The organism is Pseudarthrobacter sp. ATCC 49987, from assembly GCF_009928425.1.
Lineage (GTDB): Bacteria > Actinomycetota > Actinomycetes > Actinomycetales > Micrococcaceae > Arthrobacter.
In genome coordinates this window covers 2,437,850-2,460,540 of the sequence record NZ_JAABNS010000001.1, presented here as the reverse complement: position 1 = coordinate 2,460,540, position 22,691 = coordinate 2,437,850, and the positions used below count along the sequence as shown (strand labels likewise).

General features: G+C 68.2%; 21 protein-coding genes and 2 riboswitches. Of the genes, 12 read left to right on the top strand and 9 right to left on the bottom strand.

Annotated elements, in window-relative coordinates:
* Positions 1 to 61 precede the first annotated feature (61 nt).
* Positions 62 to 817 (top strand): CPBP family intramembrane glutamic endopeptidase, encoded by a 756-nt coding sequence (locus GXK59_RS11570; RefSeq protein WP_160666905.1) that lies wholly within the window; start codon positions 62 to 64, stop codon positions 815 to 817.
* A 93-nt stretch (positions 818 to 910) separates the two neighbouring features.
* On the opposite strand, the gene GXK59_RS11565 is transcribed toward GXK59_RS11570, so the two are convergent.
* Positions 911 to 1,549 (bottom strand): VOC family protein, encoded by a 639-nt coding sequence (locus GXK59_RS11565; RefSeq protein ID WP_160666904.1) that lies wholly within the window; start codon positions 1,547 to 1,549, stop codon positions 911 to 913.
* A gap of 204 nt (positions 1,550 to 1,753) precedes the next feature.
* Positions 1,754 to 1,869: riboswitch (SAM riboswitch) on the top strand.
* 64 nt (positions 1,870 to 1,933) lie between these two features.
* On the opposite strand from GXK59_RS11565, the gene GXK59_RS11560 reads away from it, so the two are divergent.
* The 3 genes from GXK59_RS11560 (at position 1,934) to GXK59_RS11550 (ending at position 6,276) form a co-directional block, all read left to right on the top strand.
* The gene (locus GXK59_RS11560; RefSeq protein ID WP_160666902.1) at positions 1,934 to 3,250 is read left to right on the top strand and encodes a bifunctional o-acetylhomoserine/o-acetylserine sulfhydrylase; all 1,317 of its coding nucleotides are present in this window, start codon (positions 1,934 to 1,936) and stop codon (positions 3,248 to 3,250) included.
* A 136-nt stretch (positions 3,251 to 3,386) separates the two neighbouring features.
* Positions 3,387 to 3,502, top strand: a riboswitch (SAM riboswitch).
* Positions 3,503 to 3,512: 10 nt separating this feature from the next.
* On the top strand, positions 3,513 to 4,712 hold the full coding sequence (gene metX / locus GXK59_RS11555; RefSeq protein WP_160666900.1) for a homoserine O-acetyltransferase MetX: 1,200 nt from the start codon (positions 3,513 to 3,515) through the stop codon (positions 4,710 to 4,712).
* A gap of 181 nt (positions 4,713 to 4,893) precedes the next feature.
* Positions 4,894 to 6,276, top strand: a complete 1,383-nt coding sequence (locus tag GXK59_RS11550; protein ID WP_160666898.1) for an MFS transporter — start codon at positions 4,894 to 4,896, stop codon at positions 6,274 to 6,276.
* Between the two features lie 234 nt (positions 6,277 to 6,510).
* On the opposite strand, the gene GXK59_RS11545 is transcribed toward GXK59_RS11550, so the two are convergent.
* Entirely contained in the window at positions 6,511 to 7,410 is a 900-nt protein-coding gene (locus GXK59_RS11545; RefSeq protein WP_160669119.1) for a LysR family transcriptional regulator, read from the bottom strand.
* Between the two features lie 189 nt (positions 7,411 to 7,599).
* Between GXK59_RS11545 and mmsB the strand changes: the two genes are divergently transcribed.
* From mmsB to GXK59_RS11530, 3 genes are all read left to right on the top strand, one after another.
* Positions 7,600 to 8,502: a 3-hydroxyisobutyrate dehydrogenase gene (gene mmsB / locus GXK59_RS11540; protein ID WP_160666896.1), complete on the top strand. Its 903-nt coding sequence runs from the start codon at positions 7,600 to 7,602 to the stop codon at positions 8,500 to 8,502.
* Positions 8,503 to 8,535: 33 nt separating this feature from the next.
* Positions 8,536 to 10,020 carry a CoA-acylating methylmalonate-semialdehyde dehydrogenase gene (locus GXK59_RS11535; protein WP_160666894.1) on the top strand — a complete coding sequence of 495 codons (1,485 nt, stop codon included), beginning with the start codon at positions 8,536 to 8,538 and terminating at the stop codon, positions 10,018 to 10,020.
* 87 nt (positions 10,021 to 10,107) lie between these two features.
* Positions 10,108 to 10,716: an isochorismatase family protein gene (locus tag GXK59_RS11530; RefSeq protein WP_443094283.1), complete on the top strand. Its 609-nt coding sequence runs from the start codon at positions 10,108 to 10,110 to the stop codon at positions 10,714 to 10,716.
* Here GXK59_RS11530 and GXK59_RS11525 read toward each other — a convergent pair.
* Both GXK59_RS11525 and GXK59_RS11520 read right to left on the bottom strand, forming a co-directional pair.
* Complete coding sequence (locus tag GXK59_RS11525; protein ID WP_160666892.1) at positions 10,703 to 11,287, bottom strand: hypothetical protein; 585 nt, start codon at positions 11,285 to 11,287, stop codon at positions 10,703 to 10,705. The two genes, GXK59_RS11530 and GXK59_RS11525, sit on opposite strands and share 14 nt — an antisense overlap.
* A gap of 106 nt (positions 11,288 to 11,393) precedes the next feature.
* Positions 11,394 to 12,269 (bottom strand): SGNH/GDSL hydrolase family protein, encoded by an 876-nt coding sequence (locus GXK59_RS11520; RefSeq protein ID WP_160666890.1) that lies wholly within the window; start codon positions 12,267 to 12,269, stop codon positions 11,394 to 11,396.
* A 70-nt stretch (positions 12,270 to 12,339) separates the two neighbouring features.
* Between GXK59_RS11520 and GXK59_RS11515 the strand changes: the two genes are divergently transcribed.
* Positions 12,340 to 12,990, top strand: coding sequence for an alpha/beta hydrolase (locus GXK59_RS11515; RefSeq protein ID WP_160666888.1), 651 nt, complete (start codon positions 12,340 to 12,342; stop codon positions 12,988 to 12,990).
* A 44-nt stretch (positions 12,991 to 13,034) separates the two neighbouring features.
* Here GXK59_RS11515 and GXK59_RS11510 read toward each other — a convergent pair whose 3' ends face one another.
* Positions 13,035 to 13,271 carry an RNA-binding S4 domain-containing protein gene (locus GXK59_RS11510; protein ID WP_160666886.1) on the bottom strand — a complete coding sequence of 79 codons (237 nt, stop codon included), beginning with the start codon at positions 13,269 to 13,271 and terminating at the stop codon, positions 13,035 to 13,037.
* Positions 13,272 to 13,303: 32 nt separating this feature from the next.
* Here GXK59_RS11510 and GXK59_RS11505 point away from each other — a divergent pair, with 32 nt between their 5' ends.
* The 3 genes from GXK59_RS11505 to GXK59_RS11495 all read left to right on the top strand — a co-directional run bounded on the left by GXK59_RS11505 (position 13,304) and on the right by GXK59_RS11495 (position 16,906).
* The gene (locus GXK59_RS11505) at positions 13,304 to 14,278 is read left to right on the top strand and encodes a DMT family transporter (RefSeq protein WP_160666884.1); all 975 of its coding nucleotides are present in this window, start codon (positions 13,304 to 13,306) and stop codon (positions 14,276 to 14,278) included.
* Positions 14,279 to 14,513: 235 nt separating this feature from the next.
* Positions 14,514 to 15,899, top strand: coding sequence for a glycine--tRNA ligase (locus tag GXK59_RS11500; protein WP_160666883.1), 1,386 nt, complete (start codon positions 14,514 to 14,516; stop codon positions 15,897 to 15,899).
* Positions 15,900 to 15,901: 2 nt separating this feature from the next.
* Positions 15,902 to 16,906: a GNAT family N-acetyltransferase gene (locus GXK59_RS11495; RefSeq protein WP_160666881.1), complete on the top strand. Its 1,005-nt coding sequence runs from the start codon at positions 15,902 to 15,904 to the stop codon at positions 16,904 to 16,906.
* An 83-nt stretch (positions 16,907 to 16,989) separates the two neighbouring features.
* On the opposite strand, the gene GXK59_RS11490 is transcribed toward GXK59_RS11495, so the two are convergent.
* Genes GXK59_RS11490 through GXK59_RS11475 form a run of 4 tightly spaced genes read right to left on the bottom strand, consistent with a single transcriptional unit; the run spans position 16,990 to position 20,975 of the window.
* Positions 16,990 to 18,438 (bottom strand): short-chain fatty acid transporter, encoded by a 1,449-nt coding sequence (locus GXK59_RS11490; RefSeq protein WP_237393867.1) that lies wholly within the window; start codon positions 18,436 to 18,438, stop codon positions 16,990 to 16,992.
* Positions 18,420 to 19,352, bottom strand: coding sequence for a lysophospholipid acyltransferase family protein (locus tag GXK59_RS11485; RefSeq protein WP_160666877.1), 933 nt, complete (start codon positions 19,350 to 19,352; stop codon positions 18,420 to 18,422). Before GXK59_RS11485 ends, GXK59_RS11490 begins: the two co-directional genes overlap by 19 nt.
* Before the next feature lies 1 nt (position 19,353).
* A complete protein-coding gene (locus GXK59_RS11480; RefSeq protein WP_160666875.1) occupies positions 19,354 to 20,223 on the bottom strand; it encodes a DUF1295 domain-containing protein in 870 nt (289 codons plus the stop codon).
* Complete coding sequence (locus tag GXK59_RS11475) at positions 20,223 to 20,975, bottom strand: alpha/beta hydrolase (RefSeq protein WP_237394002.1); 753 nt, start codon at positions 20,973 to 20,975, stop codon at positions 20,223 to 20,225. Before GXK59_RS11475 ends, GXK59_RS11480 begins: the two co-directional genes overlap by 1 nt.
* A gap of 276 nt (positions 20,976 to 21,251) precedes the next feature.
* Here GXK59_RS11475 and GXK59_RS11470 point away from each other — a divergent pair, with 276 nt between their 5' ends.
* The gene (locus tag GXK59_RS11470; RefSeq protein WP_160666873.1) at positions 21,252 to 22,655 is read left to right on the top strand and encodes a YibE/F family protein; all 1,404 of its coding nucleotides are present in this window, start codon (positions 21,252 to 21,254) and stop codon (positions 22,653 to 22,655) included.
* The last annotated feature ends 36 nt before the right edge of the window (positions 22,656 to 22,691 follow it).

Below are 22,691 nucleotides of genomic sequence, written 5' to 3'. Positions count from 1 at the left end.
CGGCAGCCCCGGTAATGCCCGGTTTCAGGCAACTGACGGAATGTACAGGCAAGATAGGAACATGTTGGTTCCCTCCCGCCGTCGGCTGCGGACAGAAGTGTGGATTGTCCTGGGTCTGTCACTGGGGCAGTCGGCCGTCTACTCGGTGGTGCAGCTGCTGGACAAAATGACGAAGGCGCCGCTGGCCCAGGGGACCTCCACCCTGAACCGCTCGCAAAGCCCCCGCGAGTACTTTGACCTCACCTACCAGCTGCTGGATATCTTCTTCGCCCTGGTGCCTGTGGCACTGGTGATCTACTTCCTCTCCGAGCACCGCACCGCGGCCGCGGCGTGTGGCAAGCTGGGCTTCAATTTCGCCCGGCCCGGCAAGGACCTGCTGCAGGGAGTGGGCCTCGCGGCGCTGATCGGAATCCCGTCGCTGGGCCTTTACGCGGCTGGCCGGGCGCTGGGGATTACGACGGCGATCATCCCCAGTGCGCTCGACTCCTACTGGTGGACGGTGCCGGTGCTGATCCTCTCCGCGATCCGGCACGGGGTCGTGGAGGAAGTGATCGTGGTGGGCTACCTGCTGGACCGGCTCCCCAAGCTGGGCTGGGCCATGCCCGTTGCCATCTTCGCCAGCTCGATGCTGCGAGGCAGCTACCACCTGTACCAGGGGTTCGGGCCGTTCGCCGGCAACGCCATCATGGGTGTGATTTTCGCGCTGGTCTATCTCCGGACCCGCCGCGTGATGCCGCTGGTGATCGCCCATGCCGCACTGGACATCGTGGCGTTCGTCGGCTTCAGCCTCTTCGGCAAGGCCATCGGCCTCGGCTGACCCCGCGTTGGCTTAAAAAGATTTCGGCCGCCATCGGTGGGTGACGTCATTGGCACCCGCTGATGGCGGCCGAAGTGTGGGGCGGTAAGGAACTCAGATGGTGACGGCTCCGGAAGCTGTCTCGAAGGTGACGGAGAGGATGCCGGGTGTCCCGCGGGGAGCGAGCCAGTTCACGGCCACGTCCTCCAGCGGCTTCTCGACCGGAACACCGAGCCATTCGGTGACGCGCTCCGCCGAGCCGGCGATCGTGAGCGCGGACATCTTGACGTTGCTCTCGTAGGCCTTGGACGGGTGGAGTTCCGGATCGCCCTCCCACTTGAGCATGTAGGGGACCTGGGGATCGGCGATGAGTCCGAGGATGCCGATCTGCTTCCAGACCAGTTCGCGGCCGTCCGGGAACTTGCGGTTGCCGTTGACGGCAGCGCGTCCCAGCCGCTCCTCGAACGGGGCGAGGTCGTCAACTTCGACGCACCAGCCCATCCAGCCGCCGCCTGCTTCGGAGCGGGCACGGACGGCCTGGCCGAAGGGCGCCTTGTCGGAGGCCGGGTGGTTCAGGACCTCCACGACTTCAACGTATTTGTGTCCCGCGAGCGGGATAATCATGTTGCGGGTCCCGAATCGGGGGTGTACTCCGCCCTTCACGGCTTCCACGCCGAGGGCAGACGCAATTCGTTCGGTGGTGGCAGCTAGGCCATCTTGTTCACAGGCGTAAGAGACGTGATCCATGCGCATGCCCTCATCTTGACACTTTGTGATGCGGCTCTCAGCTTAGGTTCTCCTAACCGTGATGGGATGTCCTCCCGTGGGCTGTCCGGCCCGGCATTTCTCCGCGTCAATGCCGGGATCTGAAGGCCGCGGCCGGGTGCGCCGGCCGGGCAACTTCATGTTCGTCACAAAGCTATCCAGGGCCCGGAACCGCTTCCTAGACTGGGGTCAGGTCATGAGTGCCAGCGCACAGCCCCGGCTTGCTGGCCGGCAACCCTCGTTTCGCGGTGGGGTGCCCCGGGTGAAGACCTGGCCGTCCGGCACCCGCCGGAGGGCAAGCGCGGCACCAGTGTGGACCCGGGCCCAGGGGCTCTGGTGCTTCCTGTGCCCGGTCCCCTAAGGAGTGTCCCGATGTCCAGTGCCTGGTCCTTCGAAACCCGTCAGATCCACGCCGGCCAGGAGCCGGACAGCGCCACCGGTGCCCGGTCGCTGCCGATCTACCAGACGACGTCGTTCGTCTTCCCCAGCGCCGAAAGCGCCGCCAACCGCTTCGCCCTGGCCGAACTGGCTCCCATCTACACCCGGATCGGCAACCCCACCCAGGACGCTGTGGAGCAGCGGGTGGCCAGCCTGGAAGGCGGACTAGCGGCGCTGCTGCTGAGCTCCGGACAGGCCGCGGAGACCTTTGCGATCCTGAACGTCGCGGAGGCCGGCGACCATGTGGTGGCCAGCCCCAGCCTGTACGGCGGCACCTACAACCTGCTGGCGCACACGCTGAAGAAGTTCGGCATCTCCGTGACCTTCGTGGCGGACCCGGACAACCTGGCGCAGTGGCGGGATGCCGTTCAGCCCAATACCAAACTGTTCTTTGGCGAAGTCGTCTCCAACCCCCGCCAGGACGTGCTGGACATCGAGGGCATCTCGCAGGTGGCCCACGAGGCCGGCGTGCCGCTGATCGTGGACAACACCCTCTCCACACCGTTCCTCATCCGCCCGATCGAGTGGGGCGCAGACATCGTGGTGCACTCCGCGACCAAGTACCTCGGCGGACATGGCGCGGCCATCGCCGGCGTGATCGTGGATTCCGGCAACTTCGACTTCGGCAAGGACCCGGAGCGCTTCCCCGGTTTCAATACCCCGGACCCCACGTACAACGGACTGGTCTACGCCCGGGACCTTGGTGCGGACGGTGCCCTCGGCGCCAACCTGTCCTACATCCTCAAGGCGCGGGTCCAGCTGCTGCGCGACCTCGGTTCGGCGGTGTCCCCGTTCAACGCCTTCCTCATCGCCCAGGGCATCGAGACCCTGAGCCTGCGCATGGAGCGGCACGTCGCCAACGCCGTCAAGGTGGCCGAATGGCTCGAGGCCAGGGACGACGTCGAATCCGTCGCTTACGCCGGGCTGCCCTCCAGCCCCTGGTACGAGCGCGGCCGCAAGTACGGTCCGAAGGGGACCGGCGCCGTCGTTTCCTTCAACCTCGCCGGGGGAGCGGAGGCCGGCAAACGCTTTGTGGACGCCCTCGAACTGCACTCACACGTGGCCAACATCGGGGACGTGCGCTCGCTGGTCATCCACCCGGCGTCGACCACCCACAGCCAGCTCTCGCCGGAACAGCAGACGGTTGCGGGCGTGAACCCCGGCCTCGTGCGGCTCTCCGTGGGCCTGGAGCACATCGACGACATCCTCGCCGACCTTGACGCCGGATTCCGTGCGGCCAAGTCCGCCTGATGTCCGCCAGGGCCCGGGCGTCCCTGCCGTATGGCGCGGGCGCCGGGGCCCGGATAATCGCAGCTGACGACGCCGGGAGTCATACGGGCGTCACAATCTTCGCCACCGGGCCGCCGCATTTCGTAGACTCGGTGGAGGTCATGAGTGCCAGCGACAGCCCCGGCTTGCTGGCCGGCAACCCTCCTTTTGCGGTGGGGTGCCCCGGGTGAAGACCTGGCCCGCCGGTCAGCTGACGGCGGGCAAGCGCGAAGTGAGGTCCCACATGACGATTGCCGCCACCCGCCAGGGTGCACCTGTAAGCAAGGCCCCCCAATCCCCGGTCCCGGGTCGCAGTGTCCCTGACACGTCTGTTGCTGGCGCGCCCGTTGCTGACGCAGTCCTCGACGGCACGGTCCAGTACCTCCGGATCGGGGATCTGGAGCTCGAATCCGGCGCCCGGCTGCCGGACGTCACCCTCGGCTACGAGACGTGGGGGACCCTGAACCCGGAACGCTCCAACGCCGTGCTGATCGAGCACGCGCTGACGGGTGACACCCACGTCACGCGGGGCGCCAGCGAGGAACCGGGCTGGTGGGAGCAGCTCGCCGGCCCCGGCGCCCCCGTGGACACGGACAAATACTTCGTTGTCTCCATCAACATCCTCGGCGGCTGCTACGGCTCCACCGGGCCCTCGTCGGCGGCGCCCGACGGGAAGCCGTGGGGCTCGCGGTTCCCGCTCGTGACGCTGCGGGACACTACCGAGGCCGAGGCCAGGCTGGCGGACGCCCTGGGCATCCGGAGCTGGTACGCCGTGCTGGGTGGCTCCCTGGGCGGGGCGCGTGCCCTGGAGTGGGCCGTCAGCCACCCGGAACGGGTCCAGCGCTGCGGCGTCATTTCGGTCGGGGCCAGCAGCACCGCAGAACAGATTGCCTTCGCCCAGGCGCAGACGCTCGCCATCCGGCAGGACCCCAACTTCAACGGCGGGGACTACTACGGCGGGCCCGAACCGGAAGCGGGCCTTGCGCTGGCCCGGCGGATCGCGCACATCACCTACCGGTCGGCCGCGGAGCTGGACGGCCGCTTCGGCCGGAACGCCCAGGGCGCGGAGGCTCCGCTGGAAGCCGGATCCCTCGCCGGGCGGGGGCGCTACCAAGTGGAGAGCTACCTCGACCACCAGGGCAACAAACTGGTCCGCCGCTTCGATGCGAACAGCTACATCGCCATCACCGAGGCGCTCATGAGCCATGACATCAGCCGGGGCCGCGGCGCCCTCACGGAGGCCCTGGCACCGGCCACCGCGGAGTTCCTGGTGGCGGCCGTCGACTCGGACCGGCTGTACTTCCCGGCCCAGTCCCAGGCGCTCGCCGACGCCCTGCCGGGCGACGTCACCGTGCACACCATCGAGGCGCCGATCGGACACGACGGCTTCCTCACTGAGATCGGCCAGCTCAACGACCAGCTCCGGCAGTACTTCTTCGGCTAGTCCTTCGACTAAAAACCGCGTCCGGTGTGCATTTTTGCAGATGCGCTCTGCACTAATGGCCGTTGAGGCCCGGGCCGGAAGCGACCATACTCGTGGGGAATGGCGCCGCGTGTCTCACATCACAAGCGCCCTCCTCCCAAATGGTCCACGAGGCGTCGACGACGACGCCAAAGGAGTCGAAATGAGCACGGAAAACGCGGCCGCAAGGCGCGCAGAAGAGACCGACGTCAAGACGTCCGGCCTCAAAAAAGTAGTAACGGCCTCCATGGCCGGAACCGTCGTCGAATGGTACGAGTTCTTCCTCTACGCCTCCGCGGCCACCCTTGTCTTCGGCAAGACGTTCTTCCCCAACTCCGGCACGGAACTGGACGGCATCATTGCAGCCTTCCTCACCTACGCTGTCGGCTTCGTTGCCCGTCCCATCGGCGGCATCGTCTTCGGACACTTCGGCGACAAGTTCGGCCGCAAACAGCTCCTCCAGCTCAGCATCATCCTGGTGGGCGTCTCCACCTTCCTGATGGGCTGCCTGCCGACCTTCCAGCAGATCGGCTACTGGGCTCCGGCCCTCCTCGTGTTCCTGCGCTTCGCCCAGGGCTTCGCCGTCGGCGGTGAATGGGGCGGCGCTGTCCTCCTCGTGGCCGAGCACAGCCCGAGCAAGTCCCGCGGTTTCTGGTCCGCGTGGCCGCAGTCGGCCGTCCCGCTGGGCAACCTGCTGGCCACGGCAGTGCTGTTCACCCTGTCCTCTGTGCTGTCTTCGGCCGACTTCCTCAGCTGGGGCTGGCGCGTGGCGTTCTGGCTCTCCGCTGTGATCGTGCTGGTGGGCTACTACATCCGGACCAAGGTCACGGACGCCCCCATCTTCCTGGAGGCCCAAAAGGAAGTCACCGTCGAGAAGAAGGGCTACGGCGTCGGCGAAGTGTTCCGCCGCTACCCGCGTGGCGTCTTCACCGCGATGGGCCTGCGCTTCGCGGAGAACATCCTCTACTACCTCGTGGTCACGTTCTCCATCACGTACCTGAAGGTCATCGTGCAGACGGACACCGCCCGCATCCTCCTCCTGCTGCTGGTGGCGCACGCAATCCACTTCGCCGTGATCCCCATGGTCGGCAAGCTCTCCGACAACCTCGGCCGCAAGCCGGTCTACATGGCCGGTGCTGTCCTTGGCGGCACCTGGGGCTTCTTCGCCTTCCCGATGATGGACACCAAGAACGACCTCGTCATCCTCGCGGCGATCACCATCGGTCTGCTGTTCCACTCGCTTATGTACGCCGGCCAGCCGGCCATCATGGCCGAGATGTTCCCGACCCGGATGCGCTACTCCGGCGTCTCGCTGGGCTACCAGGTCACCTCGATCGTGGCCGGTTCCATGGCCCCGATCATCGCCGTCGCCCTGCTGAGCCAGTTCAAGTCCTCCGTCCCGGTGGCCATCTACCTGCTCGGCGCCTGCCTGGTCACCATGGTGGCGGTGTACTTCCTCAAGGAAACCCGCGGAGTGTCACTGCACGACGTCGACGCCGCCGATGCCCAGGGCACTGCGGACCTGCTCGCCGCCGGCAAAAAGTAACAGGCAAGAAGTAACCCCAAGAAGTAACACCCAAAAAGTAACACCCAAAAAAGAACGGCCCGGGTCCCCGCAATGCGGGCGGCCCGGGCCGTTCTTTTTGGGTTCAGGTGGGCGCCCTGATGTGTGCCCGTTCGCCGTCCGGGGCGCCTTTGAGCACGATTCCGGCCCTTGGGTCCACTGTCCGCGGCGTGTCCGTGTCAAAGTGCCCCCGGACCGCTTCTCGCTGCAGCCCGTTCAGCCTGCCAGGACCGCCTGGCGGTCGGAGATCTCGGTCCGGACCGCCTCAAGCACGGCCTGCACCGGGGCCGAGCGCAACGATTCCGAACGGGCCACCGCCCAGATCGGTAGCTGCCGCTGGAAGTCGTCCGGCAAAACAGGCAGGAAGCTGGGGTCGCCGACCGCCAGGAAGTTGGGCAGCAGGCCGATCCCGGCGCCCCGGCGCACCGCCTCCAGCTGGGCAAAGATGCTGGTGGCCTGGAAGCTGGAGCGCGGGACGGGAAGCTGCGTGGAGCGGTGGCCGAGTTCGGCCACCTGCAGGGCCGACTCGACGTAGGAGACAAAACCGTGCTGCCGGACGTCGTCAAGCGTTACAGGCAGGCCATGTTCCCGGGCGTACTGCGGGCTGGCATAGAGCCGGAGGAAGTAGTTGGACAGGAAGATGGGCTGCGCGTTGCTGACGTCGAGATTGCCCACCACCACTTCGAGGTCCACGCCGGAGCGGTTCTGGCTGACCTTCCGCGTGGCGCTGAGCATTTCAACGTTGAGCAGCGGATGCTGGCGCTGCAGCCGGACGAGCGCCGGAGCGACAAATTCGGCGCCGAACCCGTCGGGGGTGCTGATCCGGACCAGGCCCGAGAGCACGTCCTCGGAGTGTGCGATCCGGTTCGTGAGCGCACCGAGCGTACCCTCGATCGCCTCGGCGGCCGCCACGGCCTCGCCGCCCAGGTCCGTCAGTTCCCAGCCGTGCGGGCTCCGCTCGAGGGTGCGCCCGCCCAGCTGCTTGTCCAGCGCCAGGATCCGGCGGGAGATGGTGGTGTGGGTGGTGCCGAGGGTTTCCGCCACGGCGTTGAACCGGCCCAGCCGGGCCACGGTCAGCAGGATGAGCAAGTCATCCGGACTTGGAAGCCGCCTCAAATCCACCATGACTCCTCTGGATCCCGGCATGTGCATCCATGCACATACCATCTGTAGTTTTTTGCCTTGATTGCACTGTAGCAGGGTGTGATGCTGGACACGGAACATCCGGCGCACGGCCGGATCACGGGCTGCCCACGGCAGCCGCAGCAGGACGCACGCACGACGCAAAGCAAAGGAGCTTATGCCATGGCAGTAATCGCTTGGATCGGACTGGGGAACATGGGCGGGTCCATGTCGGTGAACCTCGCCAAGGCAGGCCACGACGTCCGCGGTTTCGACCTCAACACCGAGGCCGTTGCCGCCGCCACCGCCGGGGGCGTCAAGCCCGCCGGAAGCATCGCCGAAGCGGTCGACGGCGCCGACGTCGTCTTCACCATGCTCCCCAAGGGCGAACACGCCCGCGCCGTATACCTCGGCGAGGACGGCGTCCTGGCCCATGCGGACACGCGCACGCTGCTGGTGGATTCCTCCACGATCGACATCGCCTCCGCCCAGGCCCTGCACGACGCCGCTGCTGCCGCCGGGTTCCGCTTCGTCGACGCCCCCGTCTCCGGCGGCATGAGCGGCGCCAAGGCAGCCACCCTGACCTTCATGATCGGCGGCGAGACCGGCGCGGTGGCCGAGGCCACCGAATATATCAGGCCGATGGCCGCCAACATCATCCCCACCGGCGGCGCCACCACCGGCCAGGCCGCGAAAATCTGCAACAACCTCATGCTCTTCATCAACCTGGCCTCGACCGCGGAAGGCGCTGTCCTGGCCGACCGGCTCGGACTGGACAAGCAGGTCTTCTGGGACATCGCCTCCGTATCCTCCGGCGACAGCTGGGCGCTGCGCACCTGGTACCCGGTGGCCGGCGTCGTGCCCACCGCGGCGTCGAACAACGACTTCGCCCCCACCTTCACCACCGAGCTGGCCAACAAGGACATCGGACTCGCCATCAGCGCCGCGCGGGACACCGGAACCCCGCTGGAAATCGGCGAGCACGTCCAGCAGCTCTTCCAGCGCCTCATCGACTCCGGCAACTCCGGCATGGACTGCTCCGCGATCGTCAAGCTGGTCGACGGCACCCTCGACTCCGCCAAGTAAGCCCCCCGCATCCTTTAGAAAGAGACCCACCCCATGGAACGCATTCCGCACTTCATCAACGGCGCCCTGATTTCCGACGCCGAGCGCTACGGTCCCGTCTTCAACCCGGCCACCGGCGAGCAGGAAAAAGAGGTCGCCCTCGCCTCCGCATCCCGCGTCGAGGAGGCCATCCAGGCGGCCCGCGCCGCCCTGCCCGGCTGGCGCGCCACAAGCCTCGCCAAGCGCACCACCATCTTCTTCAAGGTCCGTGAACTGCTCATGCAGCGCCGGCCCGAACTCGCCGCCCTGCTGACCAGCGAACACGGCAAGGTCCTCTCGGACGCCGAGGGGGAGATCACCCGCGGCCTGGAGAACATCGAATTCGCCACCGGGCTGTCCCACGCGCTCAAGGGTGAACGCTCCGAACAGGTCGCCGGCGGCGTCGACGTCCACTCGGTGCGCCAGCCCGTCGGAGTCGTCGCCTGCATCACGCCGTTCAACTTCCCGGCCATGGTGCCGCTGTGGATGATCGGCAGCGCCCTGGCCTGCGGCAATACAGTGCTGCTCAAGCCCAGCGAAAAGGACCCGTCCTCCGCGATCTTCATCGCCCAGGTCTTCGCCGAGGCCGGCCTGCCGGCCGGTGTCCTCAACGTCGTCCATGGCGACAAGGAGGCCGTCGACGTGCTCCTCGAACACCCCGACGTCAAGGCCATCAGCTTCGTCGGTTCGACGCCCATCGCCCAGTCCATCTACAAGCGCGCCGCCGACCATGGCAAGCGCGTGCAGGCCCTGGGCGGTGCGAAGAACCACATGGTGGTCCTGCCGGATGCGGACCTGTTCATGGCCGCCGATGCCGCCGTCTCCGCCGCTTACGGCTCCGCGGGCGAGCGATGCATGGCCGTCAGCGTCCTGGTCGCCGTCGGGAACATCGCCGACGAGCTCGTCGGGGCGATCACCACCCGGATGGGGACGCTGAAGATCGGGCCCGGCACCGACCCGGCCTCGCAGATGGGTCCCCTCATCACCGCGGAGCACCGCGACAAGGTTGCTTCCTACGTCGCCGGCGCGGCCGAGGAAGGCGCCACCGTGGTGGTGGACGGCCGGGAGCAGAAGTTCGACTCCAACGGCTTCTTCATCGGCGTCAGCCTGGTCGACCACGTCAAGCCCGGCATGAAGGTCTACGACGACGAGATCTTCGGCCCGGTCCTGTCCGTGGTCCGTGTCGAGACCTACGCGGACGCCGTCAGGCTCGTCAACGACAACGAGTTCGGCAACGGCGTGGCGATCTTCACCCGCGACGGCGGCGCCGCACGCCAGTTCGAGTTCGACGTCGAGGCCGGCATGGTGGGCGTGAACGTGCCCATCCCGGTACCCGTGGGGACTTTCTCCTTCGGCGGCTGGAAGAACTCACTCTTCGGCGACACCCACATGTACGGCCCGGAGAGCATCCGCTTCTACACCCGCGGCAAGGTGGTCACCACCCGCTGGCCGGACCCGTCCACCTCGGTGATCGACCTCGGTTTCCCCCAGGTCGACTGACACCCCCCCACCAAAACAACGCGGGGTCATCTACGGCCCATCCGCCCGGCGGAATGGGCCGTAGATGACCCCGCGTTGGTTGGAGCCTTGGGACTAGAGTGGGCAGCCAGGGACACCCCGGCTCCAGGAGGCATTGTGACCACGCTCGTCAACCGCCCCAACACGGCATTGCTCGTCGTCGACATGCAGCTCGGCGTCGTCGCGGATGCCTACCGCCGCGACGACGTCATCGCGACCATCGCCGCCCTCGTGGAGAAAGCGCGCGGCGCCGGCGTGGACGTCGTCTGGGTGCAGCACAGCGGCGAAGAACTCCCGCGCGGCAGCGACGGCTGGCCGTATGTGCCGGAGCTTGTGCGGAGCGATTCGGAGCCGCTCGTGCCGAAGGAGTACAGCGACGCGTTCGAGGCGACCGACTTGGAGTCCGTGCTCGCCAATCGCGGCATCGGCCGCTTCTTCCTGGCCGGCGCGCAGACCGACGAGTGCATCCGTTCGACGCTCCACGGCGGGATCACCCGCGGCTACGACGTCATGCTGGTCGCGGACGCGCACACCACCGAGGACCTGAGCGAATTTGGCGCGCCGCCGCCTGAGCTGGTGGTGGCCCACACCAATTTGTACTGGCAGTACCACCGGGCCCCCGGGAGGAAGGCAGGAACGGTCAACGCGGCCGACGTCGACTTCGCTAGCCCTTCATGATGTCCGCGCGCTGGGCCATGTAGTCCTCCATGGACAGCTCGCCCTCGCTGTACCGCTGGTCCAGTTCCGCGAGCTTGCGCGCCCGGAAGCCCTGCGGGGCCGACGGCGGAGCAGGCACCGCCGGGCCTGCCGGCTGCGGATTGTTGGGCTGCGGCGGGGTGGACTGGCCGCCGTTGAACTGCTGCGGATCCTGCTGCTGGAAGGGCCGGTTGCCGGGGTACTCCGGGCTGTCCTCGTAGGGGACAGGGGCCGGGTAGGACTGCCCGCCCGGATACGGCTGGCCCGGGTACGGCTGGTTTGCCGGCGGCATGGGCTGCTGCGGAGCGCCGAGCTGGCCGAATCCGCCGTAGTAGTCCCGCTGGGTGAAACCGTCACGCGGCTGCTTGCTCTGCTGGCCCGGGTAGTTTCCGGCACCGCCTCCGGGGGTGTCGCCGGGGAACTGCCCGGACTGCTCCGGCCCGCCGGTCATGCCCTGGTTCTGGTTTCGGCCGCGCACCGACTTCTTGTAATAGCGCATCGCCATCGGGATCAGGAATGACAAAACGATGATCCAAAAGAACAGACTGTTCACGGTACCGGGCCTCTCAGGAAGTGTCCTTCCAGACTAACGCCCACACCCTGTCCACAGTGCCCGGTAGCCCGTGGCCGCCAGTGCCGGGCCGGCCGGCCGGCGCCGCTCAGGAGGGGACGGGTTCCCCGGCGCCGGGCGGGCCTTCGCCCGAGCCCAGCGGCATCCCGGGGCCGAACACCGGCCCCGGGAGGGGGCGCTTGGCCGTGACGCCATCGCCGGAGGAACGGTGCCGGATCCGGCGGACCACCCACGGCACAAAGTACTCGCGCGCCCACACCAGATCCCCGGACCGGGCCTGCCGCCAGCTGCGCGGCGGCAGGGGCTTGGGGGAGAGCGGCTCCAGGGTGTGCTCGACGTTGAGGGAGTCCAGGACCATGGCCGCGATCGTGTGGTGGCCCAGCGGCGAGAAGTGCAGGCGGTCCGCATCCCACATTTGCGGATCATTGAGCTGCCGCAGCGACCACATGTCCGCAATGATGGCGTCGTGGCGGGCCGCGATGGTGCGGAGGTTCTCGTTGTAGATGGCCACCTTGCTGCGGACCCGGCCCAGCACGGACGAGCCGGTGTCGGGACCGTTGAAGAGGACCACCGTGGCACCGGCCAGGCTCAGGATCTGCACTACCGAGTCCAGCTTCTCGGCCAGGGCATCCGGATCCCCGCCGGGGCGGATCAGGTCGTTCCCGCCGGCGGACAATGTCACAAGATCAGGCCGGAGCGACAGGCAATGTGCCAGTTGCTGGTCCACGATCTGCTGCAGGAGCCGGCCCCGGACGGCCAGGTTGGCGTAGGCGAACCCCTCGTGCCCGCGGCTCAACTCCTCGGCCACCCGGTCCGCCCAGCCCCGGTGTCCGCCCGGACTCGCCGGCTCGGGATCACCGATGCCCTCCGTGAAGGAGTCACCCATGGCCACGTAACGGGTCCAGGGGTGGGCGACGGCGTTGTCGGGGGAGTTCTCGATGGCCTCGGGTTCATTCACCTTCATATGGTGCACTCTTCCTGCAAAGCTACGCCACCGTAAGTTGTTACTTCCGGGTAACTGTAAGAATGGAGCCATGACTCAAGCCGCTGCCTTCCCCGCCCCCGTTGTCCTATGGTCCAAGCCCGAGGAGGAGCGCGCCGGCAAGCCGCTCCTGGTCCTGCTGCACGGCTACGGCGCCAACGAACGGGACCTCCTGAGCCTGGCGGACCTGTTGCCCGGGGAGTTTGTGGTGGCCTCGTTGCGTGCCCCGATGGTTTCCGGCCCCGGCTTCACATGGTTCCCGCTGACGGCGTCGATCGGCTACTCCCTCGACGCGGTCAAGGACGCCGCCTCGTATGTGGAGGACTGGCTCGACTCGGTCCGGCCGAACCACCCCTCCGTGACGCTGTTGGGTTTCTCGATGGGAATGGCGCTGGCCACCACGTTGCTGCGGCGGCGCCCCGCTGACTATGCCGCCGTCGTCGGGCTGTCCGGCTTCGCGGTCGACGCCGGCGCGGACCCCAGCTTCCGCGACGCCGAACTGGACGGAACGGTGCCGATGTTCTGGGGCCGTGACCAGCAGGATCCGGTGATCACGCCGGACAAGGTCGAGTACACCATGGGCTGGGTGCGCAAGCACGTGAAGCTCACCAAGGTCCTCTACACCGGGATGTGGCACGGCATCAACCAGCAGGAAATCGGGCACGTCTCCGAGTTCCTCACCCACGGGGTGCTGACCACGTAACCGCACGACGCCGGGCGGCTTCCGCCCGGCGTCCAACTCCGGGCCTAGGCTCCGGCGGGAGTGCTGATCCGGACTGTCCGGCCATTCACGGTGACAGTGTCGCCGTGGTGGAGCTGGCGGCCGCGGCGCTCATCGATCTCACCGTTGACCTTGACGAGTCCGCCCTTGATCAGCTCCGCCGCCTCCACACCGTCCTCGACCAGGCTGGCCAGCTTCAGGACCTGACCGAGCCGGATCATGTTGTCGCGGATGGGGATCTCTTCAATTTCCGGGTTGCTCATACAAGCAATGATGCCTGACGAAAGGTGGCACAATGACGCACACACCCAGGCTCCCGTTCCTCGCCGGGCTGCCCCTCGCAGTGGCCGCGGGGCTGCTGATGCCCGTGCAGGGCAGGATCAACGGCGCCCTCGGGACGGCGCTCGCGGACGGGATCGCTGCCGCCGTGGTGAGTTTCACCACCGGGCTGGTGCTGATGACCGTAATTTCCCTCGCGCTGCCCGGAGGCCGGGCCGGGCTGGCGCGGATCCTGCCGGCAGTCCGGGAACGCCGGTTCCCGCCCTACTACCTGCTGGCCGGCTGCATCGGCGGGTTCTTCGTCTTCGCGCAGTCCTTCACCATCGGCCTGCTGGGCGTCGCACTGTTCACCGTCGCCACCGTGACCGGACAGACCCTCAGCGGCCTGCTGGTGGACCGGATGGGCATCGGACCGGCCGGCAGGAGATCCATCACCGGGATCCGGGTGATCGGCAGCATCCTGACCGTCGCCGCCGTCGCCTGGGCCGTCTCGCCGCGGTTCTCCGGCGCGGGAGCCGGGCCGGCGGAGCTGCTGGTCCCGGTGATCCTTCCCGTGCTGGCCGGCTTCCTGATGAGCTTCCAGCAGGCCATGAACGGCACCGCCGCGGTGCACTACGGCACCCCCATCGCGGCGACCCTGATGAACTTCATCGCCGGCGCGGTCCTGCTCTGGGCCGCCTGGCTGGTCAAGATCGCCGTCGCGGGGCCCGGCAACGCGCTGCCGGGCCAGTGGTGGTACTACCTTGGTGGACCCCTGGGCTGCGTCTTTATCGGCGTCGGTGCCCTGCTGGTCCGCAGCCTGGGCGTGCTGGTGACCGGACTCGGCATGATCGCGGGCCAGCTGCTGGGCTCCCTGGGGCTCGACCTGGCGTTCCCCGGACCCGGCACCGTGGTGGAGCTGCCCACCGTGCTCGGGACCCTGCTGACCCTTGGAGCGATTGTGCTCGCGAGCCTGCCCTGGCCCCGGGGCGCCCTGCGCCGGGGCCGCTGACGCGGCCGGGGCCATCCACCGCCGGCGGCGCCGGGGACCAACGGGCCGGTAGGCTAGGAGACGCAGCGTCCTGCACCGCCAACATTGAGCACCTCTGCTCGGCCGTGTGCCTGCTGCGTCAGCTTGTTTTGCGTTTAGTTTTGCGTTTTGTAGTGCCCCGTCCGGCAACCAGCCGGGGTCCCCGGGGCTGAGACCGCGGACCGCACCCAGCGGCCCTGTAGAAAGTGGAGTTCCCATGGCAGCAAAATCCGTCCTCGACCAGATCATTTCCCTCGCCAAGCGCAGGGGTTTCGTATTCCAGGCCGGTGAAATCTATGGTGGCTCGCGTTCTGCCTGGGACTACGGGCCCCTCGGCGCCGAGCTGAAGGAAAACATCAAGCGCCAGTGGTGGCAGTCCGTGGTCCGCGGCCGCGAAGACGTCGTCGGCCTGGACTCCTCCGTAATCCTGCCCCGCCAGGTCTGGGAAGCCTCCGGCCACGTCGACGTGTTTTCCGACCCGCTGGTCGAGTGCCTCTCGTGCCACAAGCGCTACCGCGCTGACCACCTCGAGGAAGAATACGAGGAGAAGAAGGGCCGTCCCGCCGAGAACGGCCTCAAGGACATCGCCTGCGCCAACTGCGGCACCCGGGGCGAATGGACCGAGCCCCAGGAATTCTCCGGCCTGCTCAAGACCTACCTCGGCCCGGTGGCCAGCGAAGAGGGCCTGCACTACCTGCGTCCCGAGACGGCCCAGGGCATTTTCGTCAACTTTTCCAACGTGCTCACCACGTCCCGCAAGAAGCCCCCGTTCGGCATCGGCCAGATCGGCAAGTCCTTCCGCAACGAGATCACCCCGGGAAACTTCATCTTCCGCACCCGTGAGTTCGAGCAGATGGAGATGGAATTCTTCGTCGAACCCGGCACCGACGAGCAGTGGCACCAGTACTGGATGAAGGAGCGGATGTCCTGGTACACCGGCCTCGGCATCCGGGAAGAGAACCTGCGCTTCTTTGAGCACCCGCTCGAGAAGCTCAGCCACTACTCCAAGGGCACCACGGACATCGAATACCGTTTCGGCTTCCATGGCTCCGAGTGGGGCGAGCTCGAGGGCATCGCCAACCGCACCGACTTCGACCTCTCCACGCACTCCAAGGCCTCCGGCCAGGATCTGAGCTACTTCAACCAGGCCACCAACGAGCGCTACACCCCGTACGTGATTGAACCGGCCGCCGGCCTCACCCGTTCCTTCATGGCGTTCATGATCGACGCATACACCGAGGACGAGGCCCCCAACGCCAAGGGCGGCGTCGACATCCGCACCGTGCTCAAGCTCGATCCGCGTCTGGCCCCGGTCAAGGCAGCCGTGCTGCCGCTGAGCCGCAACGAGGACCTGTCCCCGAAGGCCAAGGACCTCGCCGCCCAGCTGCGCAAGAACTGGAACATCGAGTTCGACGACGCCGGCGCGATCGGCCGCCGCTACCGCCGCCAGGACGAGATCGGCACCCCGTTCTGCATCACCGTGGACTTCGAGACCCTGGATGACCAGGCCGTCACGATCCGCGAACGCGACACCATGAGCCAGGAACGCGTCTCCCTGGACAAGGTGGAGGGCTACCTGGCCGCACGGCTGATCGGCGCCTGACCATGGCGATCGCATACCGTGAATGGCGCGACGGCGATGACCTCGCCCTGCTCGAAATCTGGGGCGGGCCCGAAACCGAGCAGGCCCGGCAGTTCCGCGGCACGCTGGCACCGTCGGGCAACGCGCCGTGGCGGCGCTGCATCGTGGCCGAGGACGTCGTCGACGGCGTGGCCATCCCGGTCGCTGCCGGAGTGGTCCACGAGGCCTCGCTGCATCCGGAACGGCTCTGGGCCTATGTCGAGGTCGATCGGCTCCACCGCCGCACCGGCGTCGGCTCCACGCTGCTGACCATGCTGCGGCACGAGGCGGCGCAGTCGCCGTCGGGCGTCACCCGGCTCCGGACCAAGGTGGAGCCGGGCACCCCCGGCGCGGCCTTCGCCGAGGCGGCAGGCCTGGCCCCGATCCAGCGGTCCCGGCTGGTCGTCGTCGAGCCCGGCGCGCTCAAGCTGCCCGTCTTCGGCGACGGTTCGGAGGCTGCCGCGTCCGAGCAGGTCGAGGACCTGGCCACCGGTTCGGTGGAGCTCAGCGACGTCGTGGGCCGGTACTACACGGCCGTGCACGGCTGGGACAGCCCCGGCGAGCTCAGCATTGCCACGGTCCAGCGGCTGTTCCTCGACGAGCTCAGCGGGGCACACGGCGCGATTGTGCTGCGCGCCCCGAAGGCCAGCGCTTTCGGCCAGGGCGTGCCCGCCAGCAGGAAGGGCCGGCTGGAGGCCTTTGCCATCAGCTACGCGGAACTCGCCCCTTCAGGGGACAACGCGGCGGGTGCGGGCGCGCCCGCCGGCCAGCCCACCGACGTGTTCCTGGGCCATGATCCGAAACTCTCCGCGGACGAGGCCCAGGCCGCGGTCCGGGACCTGCTGGCGCTGATTGCGTTCCAGCACCCGGTTCTGCTGGAACTGGACGACTCGATGGAGGCGCTGCGCGCCGTCGTCGAGCCTCTGCTGGAGAGCGGCAAGGCCCGCGTCCAGGGCGCTGAGACCCTGGTGGTCTCCGACCCGGCGTAAAGCCCTTTTACCCAACTGACCCGCAGTTGTGGCCGTTATGAAGCGTGAAAACGGCCACAGCTGCGGGTCAGTTGCGCTTGCAGCTACTTGCCCGGCGGCATCACCGGCGGAACGAAGTCGAACGTCTCTCCGAGCAGCCAGACGAGCAGCAGCACCACCGGCAGGTGGAACACGAACTGCAGGAACGTGAAGCCGACCAGGTCGCGGGCCCGCAGCTTCAGCACCGCAAGCAGCGGGAGCATAAAGAACGGGTTGATCAGGTTCGGCAGGGCTTCGGCGATGTTGTAGATCTGCACCGTCCAGCCGAGGTTCATCTGGACATCGGCGGCGGACTGCATGACGTACGGCGCCTCGACGAGCCACTTGCCGCCGCCCGAGGGGACCAGCAGGCCCAGCAGGGCCGTGTACAGCGCGATGACGACGGCGAATCCGCCGCCGCTGCCGATGTCCGAGAAGAACTCGGCCAGGTGCGCTGAGATGGTCATGCCGCCGTGGCCGGTGGCCTTGGTCAGGATCGCGGCCATCGCGGCGTAGAGCGGGAACTGGACCAGGATGCCGGCGGTGGCCGGGACGGCCTTGGTGACGGCCTGGAGGAAGTTCCGCGGGGTGCCGTGCAGCACCAGGCCCAGGATCAGGAACACCAGCAGGTAGCCGTTGAGGCTGCTCACCACGGTCAGGAAGGGCTTGGTCAGGAACTGCGAGACCAGCCAGCCCAGCGTCAGGATGCCGGCCAGGATCGGCAGAATCATGCTGTATTCAAGCCATTCGCCCGGGCGGGAGCGCGGCGCCGGTTCGCTCGGTTCGTCGTCGAGGTCGACGCCGAGGTCCGCTGCGGTGCGGATTGACCCGCCCTGGGGGGCCGAGAAGTGCGCGATCACCGTGGTGAGGGCCATCAGGATGGCCAGGGTCAGCAGTGACTGCCAGGTGAAAATCGTGGTGCCGAAGTCCGGGATGCCGGTGATCTTCAGCAGGGCCGGCGGCAGCGACGCGGCGGTGGCCTGCAGCTGCGCCGCGGAGGAGGACAGGCCGAGCGCCCAGACCGCGCCGAGGCCCATAAACGCTGCGGCGCCGAGCGCGCGGTAGTCCACGGTCAGGTCCTTGCGGCGGGCGATGGCGCGGGCCAGCAGGCCGCCGAAGATCAGGCTCAGGCCCCAGTTGAGGAAAGAGACCGACATCGACATCAGCGCCACGAAGCTCACGGCGGTGCGTGCGGTGGCAGGGATGAGGGCCAGCCGGTTGATCAGTTTGGCCACGGGCGGGGAGGTCGCCACGACGTAGCCGGTCAGCACCACCATGGCCATCTGCAGCGTGAACGCGGTCAGGTCCCAGAAACCGTTGCCGAAGGAATCGGCGATTGACTGGGGCGAGGCGCCGATGGCCAGGGCGGCCACAGCGATGATGATGACGCCGGCCAGGGCGAAGATGTAGGCGTCAGGGAACCACTTCCCGGTCCAGGCTGCCATCCGTTGGGCTATTCGGGCGAGACCGCGTTCTTCGCCGATGCCGCTTTTCGTCAGGACTGTGTTTGCCACAGAGGAGTACCTCTCCATTGAGTGCGATTTTGTACCCGATGGAGCTTAGTCAAGACGATCGCGGTATCCGGGCTTCGGCGTCGGCCGCCCGCGCGCCGCGGGCCTTCGGCCTCGTCCAGCCGCTGGCGCTCTTCCTCGGTGGGGGCTCCGCCGCCAAGCCCCGCCGGCATCCACCACGCGCCCGGGGCCGGCGCCAGGGGAAAGTCCGCGATGCAGGCGTCGATGCCGGCCTGGAGGGTTTCGCGCAGCGATTCGGTGGCGGCCTGGGTGTCCATGGGCGGGTGGACCTGGACCGGTTCGCCGACGTGCATCCGGACGGGGGCCCGCCAGGCGCGGGCCGGGGAGAAACCGTGATGGCGGGTCATCAGCCGGTGGGCGCCCCAGACGGACACGGGAATGATGGGCACCCCTGCCTCGGCGGCCATCCGCACGGCGCCGGTCTTGCACTCGCGCACCCGGAAACTGCGGCTGACCCCGGCCTCCGGCAGGATCGCGATGTACTCGCCCTCGCGGAGTTTCTGCACGGCGGCGTCGTAGGCGTGGGAGCCTGTCCCGTACCCGACGACGACGTGCCCGGCGGCGATGATGGCGGGGCCGGCGAACCAGTGGTCGGCCGCACCCTGCGTGACCAGGAAACGCATCCGGGACCTGTCGTGCCCCCACAGCAGGAGTTCGGCGAACGCGAAGTCGAGGTACCCGAAGTGGGTGATGGCGACGACGGCTCCCCGGCCCGGGAGCACGCCGCGGGACGAGCCGTGGGGCGGGCTGTGCGGGCCCTCGCCGCGGGACTCCGGCGCCGGGAGGTGCTCCTGTCCGGTGACGATGACCCGGATCCGGAACAGCCGGCGTAATGCCAGCCCGGTGCGGACTATGACGCGGTAGAAGCGGTCGTTGGGCCGGGGCCGCCAGGGCACGTCAGCGCCCGCCCGGATGGCGGCTGCCCGTTTGCTGTCCGCCGTTGCGGGGACGGCGGGGCGGCAGCGGCAGGAAGCCCGACGTCGATTCGACGTATTCCTTGTAGCCGGGGCGGGCGGACATGGCCTTCTCGGTGAGCGGCTTGCCGGACTTGCCGGCGAGCAGCCAGATCATCAGGGCGGGGGAGAGGACCGTCAGGACCCCCGGCCAGGAATCGGCGGCGATCAGGAAAATCCCGGTCCAGACGGCGGCGTCGCCGAAGTAGTTCGGGTGGCGGGTGTACCGCCAGAGCCCCGTGTTGAGCACGGTGCCGCGGCGGGACGGATCGTCCTTGAACTGCGCCAGCTGCCAGTCGCCGACTGTCTCGAAAACGAACCCTACGGCCCAGGACAACACGCCCAGCCACGCCAGCCAGCCCAGGCTTCCGGTGCTGAACATCCCCACCTGGACGGTGAGCGAGACGAAGAACAGGATCACGCCCTGGGGCAGGTAGACCTTGCGTAGGGCATAGGTGTTGCGGGACCCGGGGGCGGAGGAGAGCATGTCCACGTAGCGGGGATCCTCGTGCCCGCCGCGGGCCCGGAGGCCGATGTGGAGGGCGAGGCGGATGCCCCACACCGCCACGAGTGCCAGCAGCAGGAGTCGGCGGCCGCCGTCGCCGTGTCCGGCCGAGAGGAACCAGGAGATGGCGGCCACGACGACGAAACCGAGGCCCCAGACGGTGTCGATGACTGAGTGGCGGCTCTGGCGGACGGCGACGGCGAAAGTGACGGCCAGCAGCACGGCGAGACCCACCGCCACCCACGGGAGGCTGGCCAGGAAAGCCCCCAACGGGAAGGCCCCAGCCGGGAAAACACTGAGCTCCGGCATCACAGCACCACCGGGAGGCTGGCGCCGGCGGCCGGAATGAGGCTGCGGAACGAGCCGGCGCTGCCCTTGAGGTCCCGCCCTGAGGTTCCGGCGAAGGCGTCGAGGATGAAGCCGTTGGCGAGTGAGTTCCACAGGCCCACCCGGCGGAACATAAAGTGACCGGCGCCCTTGAGGGCGACGTAGTCCACGGACTCCGCGACGCCGTCGGCCCGGCGGGCGTAGGCGAGCGAGTTCGCGGGGCTGGTCCAGCGGTCGTCGGTGCCATGGACGATCAGGATCCGTCGGCCGGCCACGCGTTCCACCGGGGTTTCGGCGCTGAGCCAGGGCGCGAGGGCGGCGACGGCTTCCACCTGGGGGTGGTCGGCGACGCAGAGTGCGGTCAGGCCGCCCATCGAGTGGCCGAGGAGGTAAATCGGGACCCCGGGGTGTTCGCGGCTGATGTGGGAGAGCGCCCACTGGGCGTCCTGGACAGGGGACATGTCCGCCCCGTTCCAGCCCCGGTACCGGTTCCGGAGGGTCCAGACGGCCAGGCCGTGGGGGCCGCCGCCAGTGTGGAGGGCCCGGGCGAAGGGCAGCATCCGGGCCGGGCTCAGGTGCCTGCCGCGCACCGATTCGAAGCTGTTGGACCGCCCGCCGTGCAGGACCAGGGCGACTCCCCGGGTTTCCCCGGAGGCTCCGGCAATGCTCAACACGGCCTTGGCGGCTGCCCCGGGGCCTGCCACCCCAGGTCCGCGGTCGTCTATCTTGCGTATGGCCACGCCGTATCCTCCACGTCTCGTCCGTCATTTCCAACCATAGGGCGCTGTGCCCGCAGTTCAAGCTGTTCCCCTGAGGACGGTGCACTACAACCGGTTCGCAGGGGGACATGCCCACAGGACATTCGGAGCGGTGCCCTGGAAAGATTGGGGTTGGCCGGTTGCCGTGTGCCGGTTGCTGTGCGCGGGGGTGCCGTCATGCGTCATGACGGCGCCGCGTCATCAGGAGGCGGCGGAACGCCGTAAAGTCTTCGGCATGAGGTTGAACTGCTGATGGGCGCCGGACATTCACACACCCCGGAAGGGCACTCGGATCCGACGCCCCTGGCGCTCGCCGCCCGGAAGAAAGCCAACCTGATCCTGGCCGCCATCCTGATCCCGCTGACGCTGCTGACGCTCGTGGCGATGGCGCTGCTGTGGCCCTCGGGCAGCAAAGAAGGCATCACGCTCGCCAGCCCCTACGCCGCCGCGCCCGGCGTCACCTTCGACACCGGGAAGATCCAGCGCGTTGTCACCGGCAGCTGCATGGACGGCACCCAGCAGGGACAGGCCGCCGTGGACGCAGCCCCGCAACAGGGGGCGGAGTGCACTTTTGCGTTCACGGACCCGGACAAGGGCGGCAACCCCGTCAAAGTGGTCATCAACCCCGACGTCGCCAAATCCCACGGCGTGAAGCCCGGCGACAACATCCGCTACCTGAACCTCTCCAAGGCCCCGGGCGCCGCCGCCCAGGGCACGCCGGCCTATGTCTTCGTCGACTTTGTCCGGACCATGCCCATCATCTTCCTCGCGGTGCTGTACGCCGTCGTCGTGATCGCAGTGGCGCGCTGGCGCGGGCTGCGCGCGCTGATCGGACTGGTCGGGGCCTACGGCGTGCTGGTCAGCTTTATGCTGCCCGGCCTCGTGGAAGGCAAACCGCCCCTGCTGCTGGCGCTGGTGGGGTCCACGGTGATCATGATCGGGGTGCTCTACTTCGCCCACGGCTTCTCCGCCCGGACTTCGACGGCGCTGCTGGGCACCATGTTCGGGCTCGCCATCACCGCGCTGCTGGCGGCGTGGGCCACCGACGCCGCCAACCTCGCCGGCGTCGGGAGCCACGATTCCGCCACCCTCGCGAATATCTCCGACAACATCTCCATCTCCGGCATCATCCTGTGCGGCCTCATCATCTCCGGCCTCGGCGTCCTGAACGACGTCACCATCACACAGTCCTCGGCCGTCTGGGAGCTGTGGGAACTGGCCCCTGAGACGTCCGCCCGACAGCTGTTCACCTCCGCCATGCGGATCGGCCGGGACCACATCGCCTCCACGGTCTACACCATCGCGTTCGCCTACGCCGGTGCCGCGCTGCCCGTGCTGATCCTGGTGATGCTGTACGAGCGGCCGCTCGGGGACGCACTGACCAGCGCCGAGCTCTCGGAGGAAGTGATCCGCACCCTCGTCGGGTCCGTCGGGCTGGTCCTGGCCATCCCGGTCACCACGCTGATCGCGGTACTCGTCGTCAAGGCGACCGGGATGACCACGCGCGGCCGCGGCGCAGCCGGGGGAGAGGCAGCCCCCGCCGTCACCGCGGTCGACGCCGGAGCACGGCCGCAGGTCGACGCCGTCGCCCCCGCCGGTGCCTTCGAACCGGCGCCGGCCGGGCGCCGCGGGCGGCGTGCCGCCGTACGTGACTGACGCCGGTTTCTCCACATAGCGACCGCGGATCCGGCC